Consider the following 19,003-nt stretch of genomic DNA (forward strand, 5'->3'; position numbering starts at 1 on the left):
TGTGACGACGATGCCTGATACACCAAATGCCGGTCACCTGACCGGCATTTTTTTATGGCCGCTATTTTTATCGACAGAGCCTCCCATCTCCTCTCCGTCACACTTTCCTCGGCTTGAAAACGTAACCATTTGAACTGAAGTCACAAATCGGCGTTTTGCCGATCCAAGGCGCGCTTTGCTGCTCCTAGAATGGGCCCTTGTCCGAACTGCCCTGCTCAAGGAATGGCTTATGCGTCGTGCTCAAAACTTATCCCCCCTCTGGCTTGCACTGCTGGCCGCCCCTCTGTTCACCCAACAGGCGATGGCCGCCCCCGAGGTTCGCCTCTATGTGGATGGTCAACCGGTCTCGGCCCCGATCGCGCTGGACAAGGGCACGGTGGAGCTGACCCATCCCCTTGCCAAGGGGAGCCACCAGATCCGTATCAGCGATGCAGACAACAGTTGCGGCACCAGCTTTGGCCCGAGCAAGAGCAGACCGCTCCCCTTCGGCACCGCACAGCCCATGGACAAATGCAGCAAGGATCAGAGCTTTACCCTGCGGGTGATGCTGGCCGGGGAGTATCAGTTCACCTTCAACCCGGATACCCCCAGCCTCAAGGTGTTGCGGGCGACCAAGAAGAGCGAGTTCAAGCGCCAGCCACCAGAAGAGCCCTGCATCAGCTGGGATGGCGGCCCGGTCACGGTATCCCTGAAAGGGGCTTGGCCCGACGGCACCCGACTGAGGGATGCCTACTCAAAACAGGAGGCGGTGGTCAAACAGGGCAAACTGACCCTGGCCCCGAGCAAAGAGAGCGGAGGCCTGCTGCTGCTCGAGCCAGTCAAGGCAGCCAAGCCAGCACCGTTCAGCTGGGATCAGGCGAGCGTCTATTTTCTGCTGACCGATCGCTTCCACAATGGTGACCCCGCCAACGACCACAGCTTCGGCCGCCAGAAAGATGGTCAGGACGAGGTGGCCACCTGGCACGGCGGTGACTTCAAGGGGCTGACCGAGAAGCTCGACTACATCAAGAGCCTCGGCATGAACGCAATCTGGATCACCCCCATGGTGGAGCAGGTGCACGGCTTTATCGGCGGTGGCGAGCAGGGCAACTTCCCCTTCTACGCCTACCACGGCTACTGGGCGCTCGACTTCACCAAAATCGACCCCAACTACGGCGATGAAGAGAGCCTGAAAACCCTGGTGGACGAGGCCCACAAGCGCGGCATGCGGATCATCCTCGACGTGGTGATGAACCACGCCGGTTACGCCACTCTCGCCGATCTGCAAGATTTGGGACTCACCGAACTGACCCAGAACACAGCCAAGCTGCCGACCGTCTGGAACCAGTGGCGCCCGAGCGGCGGTCTCAACTGGCATGGCTACAACCAGTTCATCGACTATCAATCACCTGCGTGGAACAAGTGGTGGAGCGGTGACTGGGTGCGCGCCGGTCTGCCCGGCTACCCGCAGCCCGGCACCGACGATGTCACCGGCTCGGTGGCGGGGCTGCCGGACTTTCTGACCGAATCGACCAAACCGGTAGGGCTGCCGCCGTTGCTGGCCGCGAAAAAAGACACCCTCGCCAAGGCGCTGCCCAACGCTACAGTGAGCGACTACCTGATCGCCTGGCACACCGACTGGGTGCGCCGCTTTGGCATCGACGGCTTCCGCGCCGACACCGTCAAGCATCTGGAGCCTGAGGTGTGGGCCAAGCTCAAGCAGGCGGGCACTGCTGCACTCAAGGAGTGGAAGACCAACAACCCGGGCAAGGCCCTCGACGATCTGCCCTTCTACATGGTGGGCGAGGTGTGGGATCACGGGGTGGCCAAGGATTTCTGGTATCAGAACGGTTTCGATTCCCTGATCAACTTCGACTATCAGCGCGAGTTCGCCCTGCCCCAGGCCCAGTGCATGGCCAGCGCCGAGCCCACCTATGCCAGCTACGCCAGCCGCATCAATCAGGATCCCGAGTTCAACGTGTTGAGCTACATCAGCTCCCACGACACCAAGCTGTTCTTTGGCGACTATCAGGATGTGCCGCTACAGCGCCGGGTCGCCAACAGCTTTATGCTGCTGCCAGGCGGCATCCAGCTCTACTACGGCGACGAGTCCGGCCGCGGGCTGGCCAAGGATGGCGGGGTGTTCGATCAGGCGCTGCGCTCGGACATGAACTGGCAGGATCTGGCTAGCGGAGACAAGGCTGAGCTGGTCAAGCACTGGCAGCAACTGGGCCAATTCCGCGCCGCCCATCCGGCCATTGCGGCAGGCAGCCACCAGAAACTCTCGAATGCCCCCTACGCCTTTGTGCGGGAGAAGGGGGATGACAAGGTGGTGGTGGTCTTTGCCGGTCGGCAGAAGTAACTCTTGGGCCATATATACCAGCAACAGAGAGGGGAGCCACTGGCTCCCCTCTCTCGTTTATCTATCTGCCAAGGCTCACTGTGACTGGCGCGCCGCCACCGGCCACTGCAACCGCGCCTTGAGCAGGGTCTCCTGCCACAGAGGCCAAGAGAGCAGCGCCTGCTGATAGACTCCCGCCTGACCGGGTAACAGGATGCCGTAGCTGGCCAGCCGATAGGCCATCACCGCATAGAAGGCATCGACAATGCCCGCCTCGCCAAAGTAGAAGGGGCCCCGCGCCTGCGACCAGATCTCCTGCAAACGGGCCAGCTCACCGACCGCCTCCACCGGGGGATCGATACGGGTTGGCGCCCCAAGAAAGAAGGGGAGCAGAGAACGGATCTGCCGAAATCCGGCGTGCAACTCGGCACAGAGGCTGCGAGCCTGTGCCCGCTCGGCCAGCGAAACGGGATAGAGCTGGCGGTCGGGACAGAGCTCGTGAACATATTCAGCGATGGCCAGCGAGTCTTGAACCCGCACGCCATCGTGTTCGAGCCAGGGCACCAGACCGGCCGGTGCCAACCGCTTGAGCCGCGCCAGCGACTTGGCATCCTCCAGATCGAACACCTGCTCCTGCCACGCCAGCCCGCTCATGGCGAGCACCAGTGCCGCCCGCATCGCCCAGGTGGAGCCGGTGCCCACCGCCAATACCAAGGATCCCATCTGTTGCCTCCTGCATGAGTTGCCTGCGACCGGCCGATCTGCCCTGATGGCAAAACATCCGATGTTCGCTTCACATTTGCGCACCGGCGGGTTTGACCCTCTTGGTGAGCGATGCTAGTTTGATTTTTCAAAACAATCAGTTAGCAACAATGTGAGCCATTAACCGAAATATGGACAGCCAATTTACCATCGTCATCGCAGATGACCACCCCCTGTTTCGGGGCGCCCTTTACCAAGCGGTGCACATGGCCATCAACGACGCTCAATTGCTGGAAGCGGACTCCATCGATAGCCTGACCAGCCTGCTCGGCGAGCACCCCGAGGTCGACCTGTTGCTGCTCGACCTCAAGATGCCGGGAGCCAATGGCTTCGAGGGGCTGGCCCACCTGCGCGGCCAGTATCCCGACCTGCCCATAGTGGTGGTCTCCGCCTCGGAAGATGCGGCCATCATCCAGCAGGTATTGCGGCTCGGGGCGCTCGGCTTCATTCCCAAATCGGTACCGATGAAGGAGCTGGTCAATGCCCTCAATACGGTGATCGGGGGGGATAACTGGGTGCCGGAAGGCATCTCGCTCCATCCCGAATCGGAAGATGGCCCCGATTTCGCCAGCAAGCTGGCCAGCCTCACCCCCCAGCAGTACAAGGTGCTGATCATGCTGCGCGATGGCAGCCTGAACAAACAGATCGCCTGGGAGCTCAACGTCTCTGAAGCCACCATCAAGGCCCATATCACCGCCATCTTCAGAAAACTGGGCGTCAAGAACCGCACTCAGGCGGTTATCGCCCTGCAACAGCTCGATATCAAGGAGAGCTGAGCCCCGAACGCGGCGACACGCGCGAGACGACATAGCCAGCCATGCTGGCTATTTGTTGCTCGACAATTAGCACGATCGTACTTTATGCTGCCAGCGCCAACGAGGAGAGAGTGATGAGCAAAGGTCGCCTGACCCGGGACAACATTTTGCAGACAGCCTTTGAGCAGGCGAGCCAGCAAGGGCTGGAGAGCCTGACCATCGGCTCGCTGGCCAGCGCCTGCGAGATGTCGAAAAGCGGCCTGTTTGCCCACTTTCAATCCCGAGACAATCTGCAGATCGCCGTGCTGGAGTACGCCGCCGAGGTGTTCCGGCTGCGGGTGATCCAGCCGGTACGCCAGCAGGAGCACCAGAGCCAGCACGACAAGCTGATCGCCCTGCTGCGTGCCTGGCAGGCTTGGAACCACTGCTTCGCCGGACGCTGCATGTTCCTCGACGCCTGGACCTCGGTGCAGGATGGCCATGAGCAAAAGAGCCAGGTGCAGCAAGCCGCCCGGCAACTGGTGCGCTTCTGGCTCGACTATCTGGCCCGTCAGGTGGTGCAGGGTCAGGCCGCAGGCGAGTGGCGACGCGAGATGGATCCCTGGCGCGCCGTTTATCGCCTCTATGGCCTCTATCTGGCGGATCAGGTGTTCAACGACCTCGAACTGTGTCAGGATCCGGCTCGCCACTTCTGGCCCGAAGTGGATGCTCTGCTCGCCAGCTGGCGCTGATGTTTTAGCATCCGTTCAACACGACTTTTTAAAAACCGACAAAAAAGCACGACCGTTCGCACATAAAAACCACAGGATGACCATGAGCAGCAAGATCTACTTCAACACCCGCCGCTTCAGCCCGAGCAAATGGCTGCTGGGGATCGGCACCCGGTTGCACCACAGACTCGCCCCCACCCATGCCAAGCGCACCGCCAGCAAGTTGCTGCTCACCCCCCAGCGCAACCAGCGCGGTGGCCACGAACCAGCCGGTCTGGTGAAGCAGGCCGTCCATACCAGCGAAGGGGTATTGATGAGCTATCGGCTCGGTCAGGGGCCGCTGTGGCTGCTGATGCACGGCTGGTCCGGCAGCGCCAGCCAGTTCTATCCGCTGATGAGCCATATCGCCGCGCAGGGTTTCACCGCAATTGCCTACGATCATCCGGCCCACGGCCAGAGCGCGGGCAACACTGGTCACCTGCCCCGTTTCGTGCGCGCCTTCGACGAGCTGGCGACCAAGCTGGCCAGCGAAGCAGGCCCGCTGCACGGGGTCATCGCCCACAGCATGGGAGGCGCCGTCACCCTCTCCAGCCGTCAGCCGGGTATCGATACCCTGCCGCTGCTGTTGATTTCGCCGGTGCTCGACTATGTGCCCCAGCTCTACGGCATGGTGGCGCGCTCCGGCTACTCCATCCGGTTGTTCGATGCGGTGGTCAAGGAAATTGAGCAAGAGTACCAGCACCCCTTGAGCACGGTCGATCCGCTGGGTCGCCTCGCCAGTCGCAGCGGTGCGGCAATGATCGTGCATGACGAGGAGGACAGATTCGCCCCCCATAGCGACTCCTTGCGGGCCAGTCAGGATGGTCATACCCGGCTGGTGAGCACCCGGGGTCTGGGCCACGGTCGCATCCTCGCCAGCGCCCCGGTATTCGCCGCCTTCGATCAGCTGGCGCGGCCGGAAAATCCTCACCGCGCCCTTTGACATGGGGCCATGAAAAAACGGGCGAGCGCCCGTTTTTATATTTGATACAGCGCCTTATAGTTAACTTGTCAGTGGGAACATTCTTGTCAGTACACAATAAGGCGCCAGCATATGGCCAGACCCAATACAGCGTTGTTGCTCACCGGTGGCGGTGCTCGCGCCGCCTATCAGGTCGGTGCCCTCAAGGCGATTGCGGAGCTCTACCCGCGCAATCTCGGCATCCCTTTTCCCATCCTCTGTGGCACCTCGGCGGGGGCCATCAATGTCACTGCACTGGCCTGCTACGCCTCCTGCTTCCATCTGGGAGTGCGCAAGCTGGAGTGGGTCTGGCGCCGCTTCGAGACTCACCACATCTTCGATTTTCACCCGGGGCGCCTGCTGTGGCGGTTGTTGTACGAGGGGTCGGCGGGGCTGATCAACCCCCACACCAACCACGCCTTTCACCTCTTTGACAACGCGCCGCTGCACCGCCTGCTGGATCAGCTCATCGACTATCATCGGATCGATGATAACATCCTCTACGGCAGTCTGGAGGCGCTCGCCATCACGGCGTCGGATTACGATGACGGCCTCTCCACCACCTTCTTTCAGGGGCGTGCCGACCACCATCCGTGGGAGCGGGCCAGACGGCGCGGGGTGCGCACAGTGCTTACATCTGAGCATCTGCTCGCCTCCTCGGCGCTCCCCTTCGTCTTTCCGGCCACCCGGATCGGCGAGAAGTTCTACGGCGACGGATCCATCCACCAGCTGAGCCCGCTCAGCCCCGCCATCCATCTGGGGGGTGAACGGATCCTTCTGATCGCCCTAGATCCGCCTGAGCACTCAGCACCGACCCATCACCACGGCCACCTCACCAGCTCCAATATTGCCAGCCATCTGCTCGATACGGTCTTTACTGACACCCTCAACTCCGATCTGGAGCGGCTGTGGCGCATCAACCAGACTCTGGATCTTATCCCAGAGCGGGAGCGCAACCGCCTCAAGCTGAAGCGGGTGGAGACCTGTGTGCTGAAACCGAGTCAGGATCTCGACACCATCGCACTGGCCTATCTGCGCAAACTGCCGCTAAAGTTGCGCCGGCTGTTGCGGGTGCTGGGCGTGAAGGGGGATGAGACCAGCAGTCTGGCCAGCTTTTTGATGTTCTATCCGGGTTACTGCCAGCAGTTGATCAAGCTGGGCTATCAGGACACCCTGAGGGAGCGGGAGCGGGTCGTCGCCTTCCTCGATATCGAAGGGCTACCAAAAGAGCGGGAGTAAAGGACGCGGCCGATGAGTGCGAGGGGGCTCAGCGCCCCTCCAGCAAACGCTGCTCCGCCTGCTCCATCGCCACCACGGTGCCAAACAGGATCAGTCGATCGCCAGCCGCCAGCACCAACTCGGGTCTGGGTTCCAGACTCTGATCCCCGCGCTGCACCTCCTTGATCCGCACCTCATCGAGCGGCAGCTCGCGCACTTCACGGCCTACCGCCCACGCCTGATCGTGCAGCAACAGCGGATGGAGGCGTTCGAGCAGCTGATCCGCTTCCAGATTGCTGGCGCTTTGATCCCCCCAGTAGAAGCCGTGCAGAAAGCGATATTGACTGCTGCGCTCCAGCTCCATCCGGCGGATCACCCGACCGATGGGGATATCGCAATTGAGCAGCAGGTGGGAGACCAGCATCAGGGCCCCCTCCTGGGATTCGGGGATCACCTCAAACGCCCCCGCCTGCTTGTACTGCTCCAGAAAACTGTCATCCCGGGTACGCACCAGCACCTTGAGATCCCCCGCCAATTCGCGGATCAGTGCCAGCATCGCCTCCACCCGCTTGCGATCATCGAAGGTGATGATCACCAGCCGCGCCCGCAGCAGCCCGGCGGCCAGCAGAATATCGCGGCGGCTGGCATCGCCGAAGGCCACCTGCTCCCCCGCCAGCTTGGCCTCGCTCACCCGCTCCGGGTCAAGATCGAGGGCCAGAAAGGGGATCTCCTCGAGCTTGAGAAAGCGGGCACAGGTCTGCCCCGCCCGGCCAAAGCCGGCGATGATGACGTGCTGGTTTTTGCTCAGGCCCGACTGGGCGACTTCGGAGCGAGTCAGCAGCGCCGGATCGGTGAGGCTGCGAGCCAGCGAATGGGCCTGGGTCACCAGCCAGGGGGTCATGGCGATGGAGATGATGCCGATGCCGATCAGCAGGGAGACCAGTTGCTGATCCAGCAAGCCGTGGTGGAGCGCCAGCGCCAGCAGCACGAAGCCGAACTCCCCCACCTGACTGAGCATGATACCGGCGGCCATGCTGTCGCGCTTGCGCTCCCCCATCAGCCGCCCGGCCAGCAGCACCAGAAGAGATTTGCACAGCACCAGCAACACCACGCAGATCAGTACCTGCCACCATGCCCGCGCCACCAGCTCCCACTCCATGGCCATGCCTATGGTGATAAAGAAGAGCCCCATCAACACGTCGCGAAAGGGCTTGATGTCTACCTCAAGCTGATGACGGTAGTGGGACTCCCCCAGCATCATCCCCGCCAGAAACGCCCCCAGCGCCATCGACAACCCCAGCGAATGGGTCATGTAGGCAGCCAGCAGCGCCACCAGCAGGGCACTCAGCACAAAAAGCTCGTCGGAGCGGGCCCGCGCCACCTCGTGAAACAGCAGCGGCAGCAACCACTTACCCACCGCCAGCAGAGTGAAGAGGGCAAACAGCCCCTTGAGGGTGGCCCAGGCGATCTCGGCGGCAAGGGCGCTCCCCTGCACTTCCGGCTGGGCGAGGATCGGGATCATCACCAGCAGGGGCACCACCGCCAGATCCTGAAACAGCAGCACGCTCACCCCCAGCTGGGCACGGCGGGTATGGAGCTGCTTCTGCTCGCCGAGCTGCTTGATCACCACCGCCGTCGAGGAGAGCGCCAGCGTCCCCGCCACCACCAGCGACTGGGCCAGACCCAGCCCCCACCACCAGCCGATGGCGAAGAAGAGCAGTGACGTGAGCAGCACCTGCAACATCCCCACCCCCAGCACCAATCGCCGCATCGCCAGCAATTTCGGCAGGGAGAACTCCAGCCCCAGCGAGAACATCAGAAAGACGATCCCGAGCTCTGCAATGGTCTGCATGATCGACTGGCCGGTGATCACCGCCAGCCCGTGGGGGCCGAGCAAGACGCCGGCAATCAGGTAGGCGAGGATCACCGGCAAGCCGAGGCGCCGGAAAGTTGCCACCAGCAGGACGGCGGCGAACAGCAGGATCAACAGGTCGGTGTACAAATTTTCCTCTCCTTTTATCGACTTAAGCTTAGTCAGCCGATCTGGCGGGCAGGAAAGATATATTGGGCATGCCAATTGCAGGGAGGAGACAGTAGTCAGGTGTTACAGGTGGAAGACCATGGAAAATACGTCGTCACTTAATGGCTTTAGCCATGGCATCGAGCAGTGGGTTCGCCAGATGGAGCGGCTCACGCCGTTGCCCAGCGTTGAACGCAACCAGTTGCTCGAGCAGTTGTTGGGGCAGAGCGATCTCGGCGGTCTGCTGACAACTTTTGCCGATCGTGCGGCAAGAATTGTCAGGATCCACAGTCTCTACCTCGATTGTGGCCAGCCCCATGTGCTGATCCAGCACCCGCCGCTGGCCACCCTCAACCTGCACAACTATCCGTTCGAGCTGCGCGGTCAGCATGGCCAGCTGCTCGGCCAGCTTCACTACGAGCTGGAACATCCGCTGAGCGGCAGCCAGCAACGGGTACTGATGCAATACCATCAGCTGCTCTGCCTGCTGCTGCCCCTCTATCTGCGGCTGGAAAAACTGGATCAGCTGGTCCGGCTCGATCACCTGACCGGCCTTGGCAACCGCTCCTACTTTGACGAGGCCATCGGTCGCGCCATCGAGCAGCACAGCCGAGAGCCCCACGGTCTGGTGCTGGTGCTGCTGGATCTCGATCGCTTCAAGCAGATCAATGACACCTGGGGTCATCCGGTGGGGGATCTGGTGCTGAGTCGCTTCGCCCAGCTGCTCAAGGGGTGCATCCGCAGCACGGATCAAGCTTTCCGGCTCGGGGGAGATGAATTTGCCCTGCTGCTGCAACCGGCCGAACCCGAGGCGTGGCGCCCGGTCTGGCTGCGACTGCAGCATATGTTGATGACCAACAAGGAGCTCAGCACCTTCTCGGTCGGATGCAGCCTTGGCGCCGCCAGCTGGCAATCCGGGGTCGATGTGCCGAGCCTCTACGAGGCGGCCGACAGCCACCTCTACGCCCGCAAAAAAGCAGGCAAGGCCAGCTCTAACGAATAATCCCGAACTCTTCTTTGCTCCGGCACATGCGCGCCATGTGACCGGAGCTTCTTTTTTTGGGGCTAATCCTCCCTCACACCGAGATCACCTCATGCAAGATCCTGCTCGGGCAGGATTGGGGCGGCACCGTTTCCCTGCCAGTGACAGACCAGCCCGGCACTCTGTGCCATAAAACCGTCGCAGACAAAGAGCCCCACCACCGCCGCCACCTGCTCGCCATAGTAGAGGATGGGAATGCGTCCCCGTTGCCACGAGGGAACACCATACTCTTGCAGCAGCTTCTTCATCCGCCGACTGCCGCTTCGCCCCACCGGTTTGAGGGGGATCCCGGGCGCTACCTGAAAACGCACCGAGAGCGGCTCGTCCGCTCGGGGGGCACGCAGCAGCCCCTCGCCGTGCTCCGCCATGCGTACCACCAGCTCACCCAGCCCGTCCGGCAGGGTCAGCGGCTCACCCACTGTCAGCGGCAATACCTGATGGCAGGGTTGCAAGTCCGGGCTCACCAGATAGAGCCGCTCCTGAAAACGGCGGCAGCTCTGGCGCCCCCAGTTGAGCCGGGGATTGGCATCGCCGCGCGCCAGCGCTACCTCCTGCCACAGTCGGGCAAGCTGTTCACGTGATGGCATCTCCCCCCCCTGACGGCGGATCCAGTAGCGCAGCAGGTTGTTGCGCCGGGTGGGTGAAAGGGCGTGCAGCGGGCCGATATGGAGCGCCTCCCCCTCGCCCGCCAGCTGCCAGTCGCTCTCGGCCAGCTCATCCAGCAGCGCCTCCTGCTCGGCGCACAGGGCCATGCTGCGCGCCGCGGTCTGGGCCATGGCGGGCCAGCGCGCCTTGAGCTGGGGGATAAGCGTCTGGCGCAAAAAGTTGCGGTCATAACTCACGTCCAGATTGCTCTCATCCTCCACCCAGCCAAAGGGGAGGCTCGCCGCCGCCTCGGCCAGCTCGGCGCGACTCATATCGAGCAGCGGCCGTAGCAGCAGGCCGCCGGCAAAGGGCTGGCTTGGCAGGATCCCCGCCAGTCCACGCAGACCGGCGCCGCGCTTGAGGGCCAGCAGCAGGGTCTCCAGCTGATCGTCCTGATGGTGGGCGGTGAGCAGCCACTCCCCCTCCCGCATCCGGGCGGTCAGCCGCTGGTAACGGGCTGTGCGGGCCTGCGCCTCCAGACTCTCGCCATTGCCACGGGCCAGTGTTACCCGCTCCACCAGCAGCTCCACCGCCAATTGCTGACACACGGCTTCACAATGAGCGACCCACTCATCGGCATGGGGACTGAGGCCGTGGTGCACGTGCAGGGCGCGAACTGGCAGGCCATGCTCGCGGGCATACTGGGCCGCCAGCACCAGCAGCAGGGTGGAGTCGAGGCCGCCACTGAAGGCCACCAGCAGACCGGTGGAACCTTCCGGCGCTGGCATAGTCAGACAAAAGCGAGAATAAAGATCAGAAATCATAGGCTTCCCCAAAACGGACCGGCCGATCTTAGCAGAGTCGGGCTTATCAAGCTGCAACCCTGCTGCTAGAGTGAGGCTCGCCCGCCCTCTCCACCAGGCAGGCCGCAAGGCGGTCGCACAACCGGTTGGAGCAAGGAAGATGGGCAGGGAAGCAAACAATCCGAATTGGAATCAAACAAGATGAACAATAAGAAAAGCTTACTGGCCGGCCTGATTGGACTGGCCCTGCTGGCTGGCTGCAGTCAGGCACCGCAAGACTCCCCCAAACACTCCGGGCTGGCGCTGGCCAATATGGACACCCAGGTCAAACCCGGCGATGACTTCTTCCGCTACGTCAATGGCAAGTGGCTCGCCACCGCCAAGATCCCCGACGATCGACCCGCCGATGGCGCCTTCTACATGCTGCGGGACAAATCCCTCGCCGATGTGCGGGTGCTGGTCGAGGGGCTGGCCAAGCAGGAGGCCGCCACCGGCACGCCGACCCAGCAGATCCGCGATCTCTACGCCAGCTATCTGGATCAGGCAGGCCGTGACGCCAAGGGGCTTACCCCGCTGGCACCGGCGCTGGCCGACATCGATCGGATCGGTGATCAGGCCGCGCTGGCCCGTGCCTTTGCCCAATCGGGCCGCATGGGCGGCGGCGCGCCGTTCGGCATCTGGATCGACGCCGATGCCAAGTCCCCTGACCGCTATGCGGTCTACCTCTACCAAGGGGGCTTGGGGCTACCGGATCGGGACTACTACCTCAAGCAGGATCCCGAGAGTCAGGCCCTGCGCCAGAAGTACCAGCAGCATATCGCCGCCATGCTGAGCCGCCTCGGGGAATCTGACCCGAGCGGCAAGGCCAAGCGGATTCTGGCCCTCGAAACCCGGCTCGCCACCATCCAGTGGGACAACGTCGCGCTGCGGGATCGGGAGAAGAACTACAACAAGCGCCCCGCCAGTGAACTGGCACGGCTCGCCCCTCATCTCGACTGGCAGGCTTATCTCAATGCCGCGGGCATTGCTGGCCAGCCGGAGCTCATCATCGGCCAGCCGACCTATCTGAGCGCGCTGGATCAGGTGATGGCCCAGACCCCCATCGCCGATTGGCAGGCCTACCTCAAGTGGCAACTGCTGACCGACTACGCCCCCTATCTCGACAGCGAGACCGACCGGGCCAACTTCGCCTTCTACGGCACCACATTGAGCGGCACGCCCAAGCAGCGCGCCAGCTGGGAGCGGGCGCTCGGGGTGCTGAACGATCATCTGGGTGAAGCGGTCGGCCAGCTCTATGTGGCCCGCTACTTCCCGCCAGCGGCCAAGGAGCGGATGGAGCAGCTGGTGGAGAACCTGCGCACCGCCTACGGCCAGAGCATCAAGGAGCTCGACTGGATGTCGCCCGAGACCAAGGCACAGGCACTCGAGAAGCTGGCCAAGTTCCGCCCCAAGATCGGCTACCCCGACAAGTGGAAGGATTACAGCGCCATCACCATCAAACCGGATGATCTGGTCGGCAACCTGCAACGCTCCCAAGCCTTTGAATACGCAGACAGTCTGGCGCGCCTCGGCAAGCCGGTCGACCGGGACGAGTGGCACATGTCGCCGCAAACGGTGAACGCCTACTACAACCCGAGCAACAACGAGATCGTCTTCCCGGCGGCCATTTTGCAGCCCCCCTTCTTCGACATGACGGCGGATGATGCGGTCAACTACGGCGCCATCGGCGGGGTCATTGGTCACGAGATGGGCCACGGTTTTGATGATCAGGGGGCCAAATCCGACGGCGACGGCATGATGCGCGACTGGTGGACGCCGCAAGATCTCAAGGAGTTCCGCTTCCGCACCAGCCGGCTGGTGGCCCAGTACAACCGCTTCGAGCCCATCAACGGTCAGTTCGTCAACGGCCAGTTCACCCTGGGGGAGAACATCGGCGATCTGGGTGGTCTCACCATCGCCCACAAGGCCTATGAGCTGTCACTGGATGGCAAGGAGGCGCCGGTGCTGGATGGCTTCACCGGCGAACAGCGCTTCTTCCTCGGCTGGGCGCAGGTGTGGAAGGGGATGTATCGCCCCGAGCTGATGCAGATGCTGCTGCGCTCCGACCCCCACTCGCCGCCCGAGTACCGGGTCAACGGTGTGGTGCCGAACATTCCCGCCTTCTACGAGGCATTCAACATCCAGCCGGGGGACAAGCTCTATCTGCCGCCCCAGAAGCGGGTGAAGATCTGGTAGCAACATCACGGCGGGCTCCCCGGGAGCCCGCACTCAAGAGACAGCAAGAGGTTGCAAGATGAACAGAGCATTGATGATGGCAGGGCTGCTGACCCTGCCGCTGGCGGCACAAGCCGAAGAGGGATTTAGCAAGCAGCTGACCCTCCCCTCCGGGCAGGTGATCCGGGTAGCGCAGGGGGCCGGTGAGCCCGCCTCCATCGGCAGCTATGACGTGCGGCTCTATTCGGGTCAGAACGCCCAATTTCCACTGGATGAGTTTCAGGATGGCAAGGTGATGGCCCGCAACGGCTTTATCCGGGAGCTGAAACTGGTCGATTTGAATGGCGACAAACAGCCCGAGCTGGTGGTCATCATCGAGAGCGCTGGCAGCGGCAGCTATCAGGATGCCGATGCCTACACCGTCAGCCCGCAAGGGGAGCTGGAGATCTTCAATCAGGTCAAGGAGCTGGAGCCCAAAGAGGATGTGGTCAAGGCGCTCAAAAGCCCGCAAGACTAAGCCATCTCCCCGAATCTGAAATATAAAAAGCCCTGATGAACAGGGCTTTGTTGTTTCTGCTGTTGACGTAAATAGCCTAGAGGCGGGTCGCCCGAATGGAGACCTGCGGCAGCGCCATCTCGTGCTGGGCCGCCACCAGTTGCAGCTCGTAGGCCCCCGCCAGCCAGGTACGAGCCAGCACCGCATCCACGCTGGCGTTGGTAAGTTCGAACGCCGCTACCGGGGTACAACCGGCCAGCAGATTGGCCAGCATGGTGGCGATCAGCAGATCCCCCACCCCGATGGGGTGGCGAGCAAAAGGGTAGAGCGGGCGGGAGAGGTGAAAAGTCCCCTCCTCGCACACCAGCAGCATTTCGAAGCGGTCCATGGCAAAGCCAGCCTTGCCCAGATGCTTGACCATCACCAGCTTGACCCCTTGCGCGCGCAGCTGCTGGCACGCCTCGATGGCCTCCGGCACATTGCGGATATCGCGGCCGGTGAGCTGTTCCAGCTCCAGCAGATTGGGGGCCAGCATATCGGCGCAGGCCAGTGCCCGGTGTTTCAGAAAATCGGCGACGCCGGGTGCCACTATGCACCCCTTGTCGGGATGACCCATCACGGGGTCACAAAAATAGAGGGCGGCCGGATTGAGCGCCTTGAGCCGGGCCACCGCCGCCAGGATCTCCTCCCCCTGTTCGGCCGAACCGAGGTAGCCGCTCAGCAGCGCATCGCACTCGGCCAGCACGCCGATCTCCGCCAGGCCGTTTACCAGCTGACGGATATGGCCGCCGGGCATCACCATCCCCTGCCAGCCTTCGCGGTATTGGGTGTGGTTGGAAAACTGCACCGTGTTCATCGGCCACACCTCGATCCCGAGGCGACGCATGGGAAAAACGGCGGCGCTGTTGCCGGCACAGCCAAAGACTACGTGGGATTGAATGGAGAGCACTCGCTTCATGGTTGGCGACTCACGCAATAAGAACAGGAATTCCGGAGGGAAAAACGGGCCTTGCGGCCCGTTGTTGTCACTTTCGACTGTTGTCACTGTCGATTAACGCAGCACCTTGACGGTGTAGCTGCCATCGGCCTGACGATAGAGGCCGTGGATGTCGGTCTCGAAACCCGGGTAGTGGGCACCGATCTCGCACAGCATCTCGAGGAACTCGAGCACCGGCAGAGAATCCTGGGTCACCATCTCGCCCGGCAGTACCAACGGAACTCCCGGCGGGTACGGCAGGATCATGTTGGCGCTGATGCGGTCAACCATGTCACGCAACGGCACCTCTTCCAGATTGCCCGCCAGCTCTTGCTGCCATGCAGCATGCGGGGTCATCTTCATCTCCGGCAGCACGTCGAACGCCTTGAACATCAGCTCCGGCAGACGGTATTTGCAGGTCAGATCGTGGATGCTCTGCGCCAGCTCCTGGATACGCATCCCTTCGTAGAAGCTCGGGTCTTCACGATAGAGGCTCGGCAGGATGCTCTTGATGGTCAGGTTCAGGTCGTAGCCACGCTTGAACTCGGTCAGGGCACGCAGCAGCTGCATCGCCTTGGACTGATCGATACCGATGGAGAAGAGGAACAGCATGTTGTAGGGGCCGGTCTTCTCGACCACGATGCCGCGCTCGTCCAGGAACTTGGAGACCAGAGAGGCAGGGATGCCCTTCTCCAGCAGCTGGCCGTCACGGCCCATACCCGGAGTCAGCAGAGTGACCTTGATCGGATCCAGGTACATGTGGTTGTCATCGATGTCCTTGAAGCCGTGCCAGTCATCTTTCGGATCCAGCTTCCAGCACTCGACGGTGTCGATGTTGTCCGGCTGCCATACGTCGAAGAACCAGCCTTCGCTCTGATCACGCAGACGCTTGATCTCTTTGCGGAAGGAGATGGCGCGATCGATGGAGTCCTTGATCAGACGCTTGCCGGTGTTGCCACGCATCATGGCGGCAGAGATCTCGGTAGATGCCACGATGCCGTACTGCGGCGAGGTGGAGGTGTGCATCATGAAGGCTTCGTTGAAGGTCTCTTCCTCCACGTCACCCTTGATGTGGATCATCGAGGCCTGGGAGAAGGCCGCCAGCAGCTTGTGGGTGGACTGGGTTTCGTAGAACACCTTGCCCGGCATCGCTTCACCGCTCATGCCGCACTTGCCTTCATAGATCGGGCTGAAGTTGGTGTAAGGCACCCAGGCACTGTCGAAGTGGATGTAAGGGGTATCCAGACTCTCCTTGATGAAGCCGGTGTTGTAGAGCAGGCCATCATAGGTGGAGTTGGTGACGACGGCGTAACGGGGAGCCTGGGCACCCGGTGTCGCGGCAACCTTGGCTGCGATGGTGTCGCGGCTGAATTCGCTCTGCGGGATACCACCCAGAATGCCGTAGGCGTTGCGGGTCGGACGGAAGTAGATCGGCGTCACGTCGTTCATCATCATCAGGTGAGTGAGCGACTTGTGGCAGTTACGGTCAACCAGCACTGTGCTGCCGGCCGGCGCGGAGTACATGCCGACGATCTTGTTGGCAGTGGAGGTGCCGTTGGTAACGATATAGGAGCGATCGGCGTTGAAAGTACGGGCGATGTACTCTTCGGCTTCCTTGTGCGGACCTGAGTGATCCAGCAGGGAGCCCAGCTCCGGCATGGAGATGGAGACGTCAGCCTTGAACGCGTTCGGGCCATAGAAGTCATAGAAGATGCTGCCGGCCGGGCTCATCTGGAAGGCGGTACCGCCCATGTGACCCGGGGTACAGAAGGTGTATTTACCCTCTTCCACGTACTTGAACAGTGCCTTGGTGAACGGCGGCAGGATAGCGTCCTGATACTCCTGAGTGGCCTGACCCATCTTGAGGGCGATGTCGTCAGCCATGCCGAGACGGTACTCGAAGAAGTGTACGTTCAGACGCAGGTCGGTCAGGTGAATATCCAGAGTGGACTGGTCGTTGGCGAAGGCGAAGATCGGCAGCTTCTCGTTGCGATCATGGATCTCCTTGCACAGGCCCAGAGAGTATTTGTCCCAGTCGAAGATGGCGCCGCAAACGCGGGGGTTCTTCTCGATCAGTTTCAGCAGGTCGGCGACGTCGACCGGATAAACAACCTCGAAACCCTTGCGCTCGAGGGAGGCTTGCAGCTGGCGAATAGGTTCTTCTTTAAAGAAAACGCCGAGGTGGTTGAGGATGGCAATGATATTCATCGTAATGCTCCACACGTAAAGGGGCGCTCTCCATCAGGGATGGTGAGTGAAGAGCGCTCGGAAGATAAAAGGGGAAATCAGTTGCTGGGTTGTTCGTTCAGCAGGGCATCGTGCTGACGCAGACCCAGTTTTTTGGCGTAGAACATCAGGATGATGAGCGACACCACGAAGGTAGCGGTGAGGTTGGAACCCTTGGCACCCATCAGGGCCACCAGACAGAAGACACAGGCCACACCGGAGAAGATCATCGCGCCGATGCTGCGGGAGGTCATGCCCTCGAAGCGGATCAGGTTAATGCTGGAGTAGAAGTAGGGCAGCATAGTCAGCAGCACCGCATCTGTGGTCAGCACGTTGAAGAGGTCGGCAGCGTGGGCAGACTGGGAGGTGAAGGCGGTCAGGCCAATCATCAGGGCAGTCATCTTCAGGGAGCCCAGGATCAGCCCCTTCTTGGCCACACCGTTCTTGTCCACTTCGCCGTAGATTTTCGGGAAGTTGCCGTCGTTGGCGGCACGCTTGCCCGCCTCGCCCACCAGCATCATCCAGGAGCCCAGCGAGGTGAAGCAGGCCAGGGCGGTGAAGGCAGAGACAAACGGCGCAGACCAGCTACCGAAGATGGCGGAAGAGGCCATGGCAAACGGGGCGCCGGAGGCTGCCACTTCACCGGCTGGGAACATGCCGCTGATCACCTGGGTAGAGAGGATGTAGATAACACCGGCGATACCGGTACCCAGCATGGTAGCGAGCGGTACGGTGCGCTTGGGGTTCTTCACCATGCCGGAAGAGACGGCGGCAGATTCAACACCGACGAAGGACCAGAGGCAGATCAGCACGGCGCTGATGACAGCATGCAGGTCGCTACCGCTGGTGGTGTTCCAGTTCTGGCTGTAGACAGTGGCATCAAAATGACCCCAACCCATCACTGCAGTACCGACAACCGGCAGCAGGATCAGCACCAGACCCAGGGTACAGAGTCGGCTCACCCAGCTACCGCCAAGCAGGTTGACGAAGGTGAAGATCCAGACGGCAGCGATGGTGGCTGCGGCGGCCGGAATTGGGCTATTGAGAATGGGGAAGAAGACCGAGAGGTAGGAGACGCCGGTAATGGCGATAGCCAGGTTACCGATCCAGTTGGCGTGGTAATAAAGCACACCGGTCTGGAAACCGAACACCGGAGAGATCTCGCCAGCGTAAGCAATGGGGCCACCCTCTTGCGGGTTCTTGGTAGCCAGGCGGGCGAAGACGAAGGCGAGGCCCATGGCGCCTACCAGACAGATTGCCCAGCTAAAGACAGAGATGGAGCCGATGGTGGCCAGTGCCGAAGGCAGCAGCGCAATACCACTCCCCATCATGTTGCCGGCCACCACACCTGTACAGGCGATAAGGCCAATCTTCTTGCTCGTATCGAGGGACATAAGATCTCCGGTTCTATAAAAGGTCGGGTCGTCACATACACATTTGGCGGAACGCCCCGCCAAAGAATGGGCACAGACTAGGCCTCTCATCCCCGGAAAACATAAAGACCAGCTAACGGATAAAAATATGAGCCAACTTTTTTCGCTGCCTCATTATTTTTGATAAAAACCATTTAAAAACAGTAAATTGACATCACATCACACAGCCTTCTTGATAAAACCTTGATATCCGGCCAACCCGTTTTTGCCCCTTGATAACCCCCTTATCTCGCCGTCTTGATATTTTTGGTCAGATAAACCCGGGATAAAGCAGCGCCCATTGCGCCCCCTCCCCTTGTAACCATCCGAACGCCCAGCTGACCATCACCCTGAGTGGCCACTCACCTCCTGTTCGCCCCTCAGCTCGGCTCATCACAATCCAAACTCAGAGGTAAAGCGCAACGGCGATAACCGGTAAGCAATGAGAAATGGGTCGAGACAGA

14 protein-coding genes are annotated in these 19,003 nt (G+C 61.4%); 8 read left to right on the forward strand and 6 right to left on the reverse strand.

Going from position 1 to position 19,003, the window contains the following annotated elements; genetic code table 11:
- The first annotated feature begins 229 nt into the window (after window positions 1-229).
- Window positions 230-2,341 carry an alpha-amylase gene (locus LRL22_RS03060; RefSeq protein WP_270904692.1) on the forward strand — a complete coding sequence of 704 codons (2,112 nt, stop codon included), beginning with the start codon at window positions 230-232 and terminating at the stop codon, window positions 2,339-2,341.
- A gap of 75 nt (window positions 2,342-2,416) precedes the next feature.
- On the opposite strand, the gene LRL22_RS03065 is transcribed toward LRL22_RS03060, so the two are convergent.
- On the reverse strand, window positions 2,417-3,043 hold the full coding sequence (locus LRL22_RS03065) for a glutathione S-transferase (RefSeq protein ID WP_270904693.1): 627 nt from the start codon (window positions 3,041-3,043) through the stop codon (window positions 2,417-2,419).
- A 170-nt stretch (window positions 3,044-3,213) separates the two neighbouring features.
- Here LRL22_RS03065 and LRL22_RS03070 point away from each other — a divergent pair, with 170 nt between their 5' ends.
- From LRL22_RS03070 to LRL22_RS03085, 4 genes are all read left to right on the forward strand, one after another.
- Window positions 3,214-3,858 carry a response regulator gene (locus tag LRL22_RS03070; RefSeq protein WP_005338467.1) on the forward strand — a complete coding sequence of 215 codons (645 nt, stop codon included), beginning with the start codon at window positions 3,214-3,216 and terminating at the stop codon, window positions 3,856-3,858.
- A 113-nt stretch (window positions 3,859-3,971) separates the two neighbouring features.
- Window positions 3,972-4,568 carry a TetR/AcrR family transcriptional regulator gene (locus tag LRL22_RS03075; RefSeq protein ID WP_270904694.1) on the forward strand — a complete coding sequence of 199 codons (597 nt, stop codon included), beginning with the start codon at window positions 3,972-3,974 and terminating at the stop codon, window positions 4,566-4,568.
- A gap of 82 nt (window positions 4,569-4,650) precedes the next feature.
- Window positions 4,651-5,529, forward strand: a complete 879-nt coding sequence (locus LRL22_RS03080; RefSeq protein ID WP_270904695.1) for an alpha/beta hydrolase — start codon at window positions 4,651-4,653, stop codon at window positions 5,527-5,529.
- A 111-nt stretch (window positions 5,530-5,640) separates the two neighbouring features.
- Window positions 5,641-6,786, forward strand: a complete 1,146-nt coding sequence (locus LRL22_RS03085; RefSeq protein ID WP_270904696.1) for a patatin-like phospholipase family protein — start codon at window positions 5,641-5,643, stop codon at window positions 6,784-6,786.
- Window positions 6,787-6,814: 28 nt separating this feature from the next.
- Here the strand turns inward: LRL22_RS03085 and LRL22_RS03090 are convergent, their stop codons facing one another.
- The gene (locus LRL22_RS03090) at window positions 6,815-8,767 is read right to left on the reverse strand and encodes a monovalent cation:proton antiporter family protein (RefSeq protein WP_162519638.1); all 1,953 of its coding nucleotides are present in this window, start codon (window positions 8,765-8,767) and stop codon (window positions 6,815-6,817) included.
- A 118-nt stretch (window positions 8,768-8,885) separates the two neighbouring features.
- Between LRL22_RS03090 and LRL22_RS03095 the strand changes: the two genes are divergently transcribed.
- Window positions 8,886-9,788, forward strand: coding sequence for a GGDEF domain-containing protein (locus LRL22_RS03095; RefSeq protein WP_204380084.1), 903 nt, complete (start codon window positions 8,886-8,888; stop codon window positions 9,786-9,788).
- Between the two features lie 89 nt (window positions 9,789-9,877).
- Here LRL22_RS03095 and tilS read toward each other — a convergent pair whose 3' ends face one another.
- A complete protein-coding gene (gene tilS / locus LRL22_RS03100) occupies window positions 9,878-11,236 on the reverse strand; it encodes a tRNA lysidine(34) synthetase TilS (RefSeq protein ID WP_270904697.1) in 1,359 nt (452 codons plus the stop codon).
- A gap of 180 nt (window positions 11,237-11,416) precedes the next feature.
- Between tilS and LRL22_RS03105 the strand changes: the two genes are divergently transcribed.
- Together LRL22_RS03105 and LRL22_RS03110 are read left to right on the forward strand one after the other, a co-directional pair.
- The gene (locus LRL22_RS03105) at window positions 11,417-13,450 is read left to right on the forward strand and encodes a M13 family metallopeptidase (RefSeq protein ID WP_236301710.1); all 2,034 of its coding nucleotides are present in this window, start codon (window positions 11,417-11,419) and stop codon (window positions 13,448-13,450) included.
- 58 nt (window positions 13,451-13,508) lie between these two features.
- Window positions 13,509-13,946: a PliI family lysozyme inhibitor of I-type lysozyme gene (locus LRL22_RS03110; RefSeq protein WP_040066645.1), complete on the forward strand. Its 438-nt coding sequence runs from the start codon at window positions 13,509-13,511 to the stop codon at window positions 13,944-13,946.
- A 76-nt stretch (window positions 13,947-14,022) separates the two neighbouring features.
- Here the strand turns inward: LRL22_RS03110 and pdxY are convergent, their stop codons facing one another.
- The 3 genes from pdxY to cadB form a co-directional block, all read right to left on the reverse strand.
- Window positions 14,023-14,883: a pyridoxal kinase PdxY gene (gene pdxY / locus LRL22_RS03115; RefSeq protein ID WP_270904698.1), complete on the reverse strand. Its 861-nt coding sequence runs from the start codon at window positions 14,881-14,883 to the stop codon at window positions 14,023-14,025.
- A 93-nt stretch (window positions 14,884-14,976) separates the two neighbouring features.
- Window positions 14,977-17,109 carry a lysine decarboxylase CadA gene (locus LRL22_RS03120; RefSeq protein WP_270904699.1) on the reverse strand — a complete coding sequence of 711 codons (2,133 nt, stop codon included), beginning with the start codon at window positions 17,107-17,109 and terminating at the stop codon, window positions 14,977-14,979.
- A 77-nt stretch (window positions 17,110-17,186) separates the two neighbouring features.
- The gene (gene cadB / locus LRL22_RS03125) at window positions 17,187-18,521 is read right to left on the reverse strand and encodes a cadaverine/lysine antiporter (RefSeq protein WP_069554518.1); all 1,335 of its coding nucleotides are present in this window, start codon (window positions 18,519-18,521) and stop codon (window positions 17,187-17,189) included.
- Between the last annotated feature and the right edge of the window lie 482 nt (window positions 18,522-19,003).

The sequence above is a fragment of the Aeromonas sp. PI_26 genome, from assembly GCF_027854445.1.
GTDB lineage: Bacteria > Pseudomonadota > Gammaproteobacteria > Enterobacterales > Aeromonadaceae > Aeromonas > Aeromonas veronii.

Bases quoted from the DNA above. Each gene is read 5' to 3' on its own strand.
- LRL22_RS03095 (WP_204380084.1), top strand. From the start codon at position 8,886: ATGGAAAATACGTCGTCACTTAATGGCTTTAGCCATGGCATCGAGCAG.
- LRL22_RS03065 (WP_270904693.1), bottom strand. From the start codon at position 3,043: ATGGGATCCTTGGTATTGGCGGTGGGCACCGGCTCCACCTGGGCGATG.
- tilS (WP_270904697.1), bottom strand. From the start codon at position 11,236: ATGATTTCTGATCTTTATTCTCGCTTTTGTCTGACTATGCCAGCGCCG.
- LRL22_RS03120 (WP_270904699.1), bottom strand. From the start codon at position 17,109: ATGAATATCATTGCCATCCTCAACCACCTCGGCGTTTTCTTTAAAGAA.
- cadB (WP_069554518.1), bottom strand. From the start codon at position 18,521: ATGTCCCTCGATACGAGCAAGAAGATTGGCCTTATCGCCTGTACAGGT.
- pdxY (WP_270904698.1), bottom strand. From the start codon at position 14,883: ATGAAGCGAGTGCTCTCCATTCAATCCCACGTAGTCTTTGGCTGTGCC.
- LRL22_RS03060 (WP_270904692.1), top strand. From the start codon at position 230: ATGCGTCGTGCTCAAAACTTATCCCCCCTCTGGCTTGCACTGCTGGCC.
- LRL22_RS03080 (WP_270904695.1), top strand. From the start codon at position 4,651: ATGAGCAGCAAGATCTACTTCAACACCCGCCGCTTCAGCCCGAGCAAA.
- LRL22_RS03070 (WP_005338467.1), top strand. From the start codon at position 3,214: ATGGACAGCCAATTTACCATCGTCATCGCAGATGACCACCCCCTGTTT.
- LRL22_RS03085 (WP_270904696.1), top strand. From the start codon at position 5,641: ATGGCCAGACCCAATACAGCGTTGTTGCTCACCGGTGGCGGTGCTCGC.
- LRL22_RS03075 (WP_270904694.1), top strand. From the start codon at position 3,972: ATGAGCAAAGGTCGCCTGACCCGGGACAACATTTTGCAGACAGCCTTT.
- LRL22_RS03110 (WP_040066645.1), top strand. From the start codon at position 13,509: ATGAACAGAGCATTGATGATGGCAGGGCTGCTGACCCTGCCGCTGGCG.
- LRL22_RS03105 (WP_236301710.1), top strand. From the start codon at position 11,417: ATGAACAATAAGAAAAGCTTACTGGCCGGCCTGATTGGACTGGCCCTG.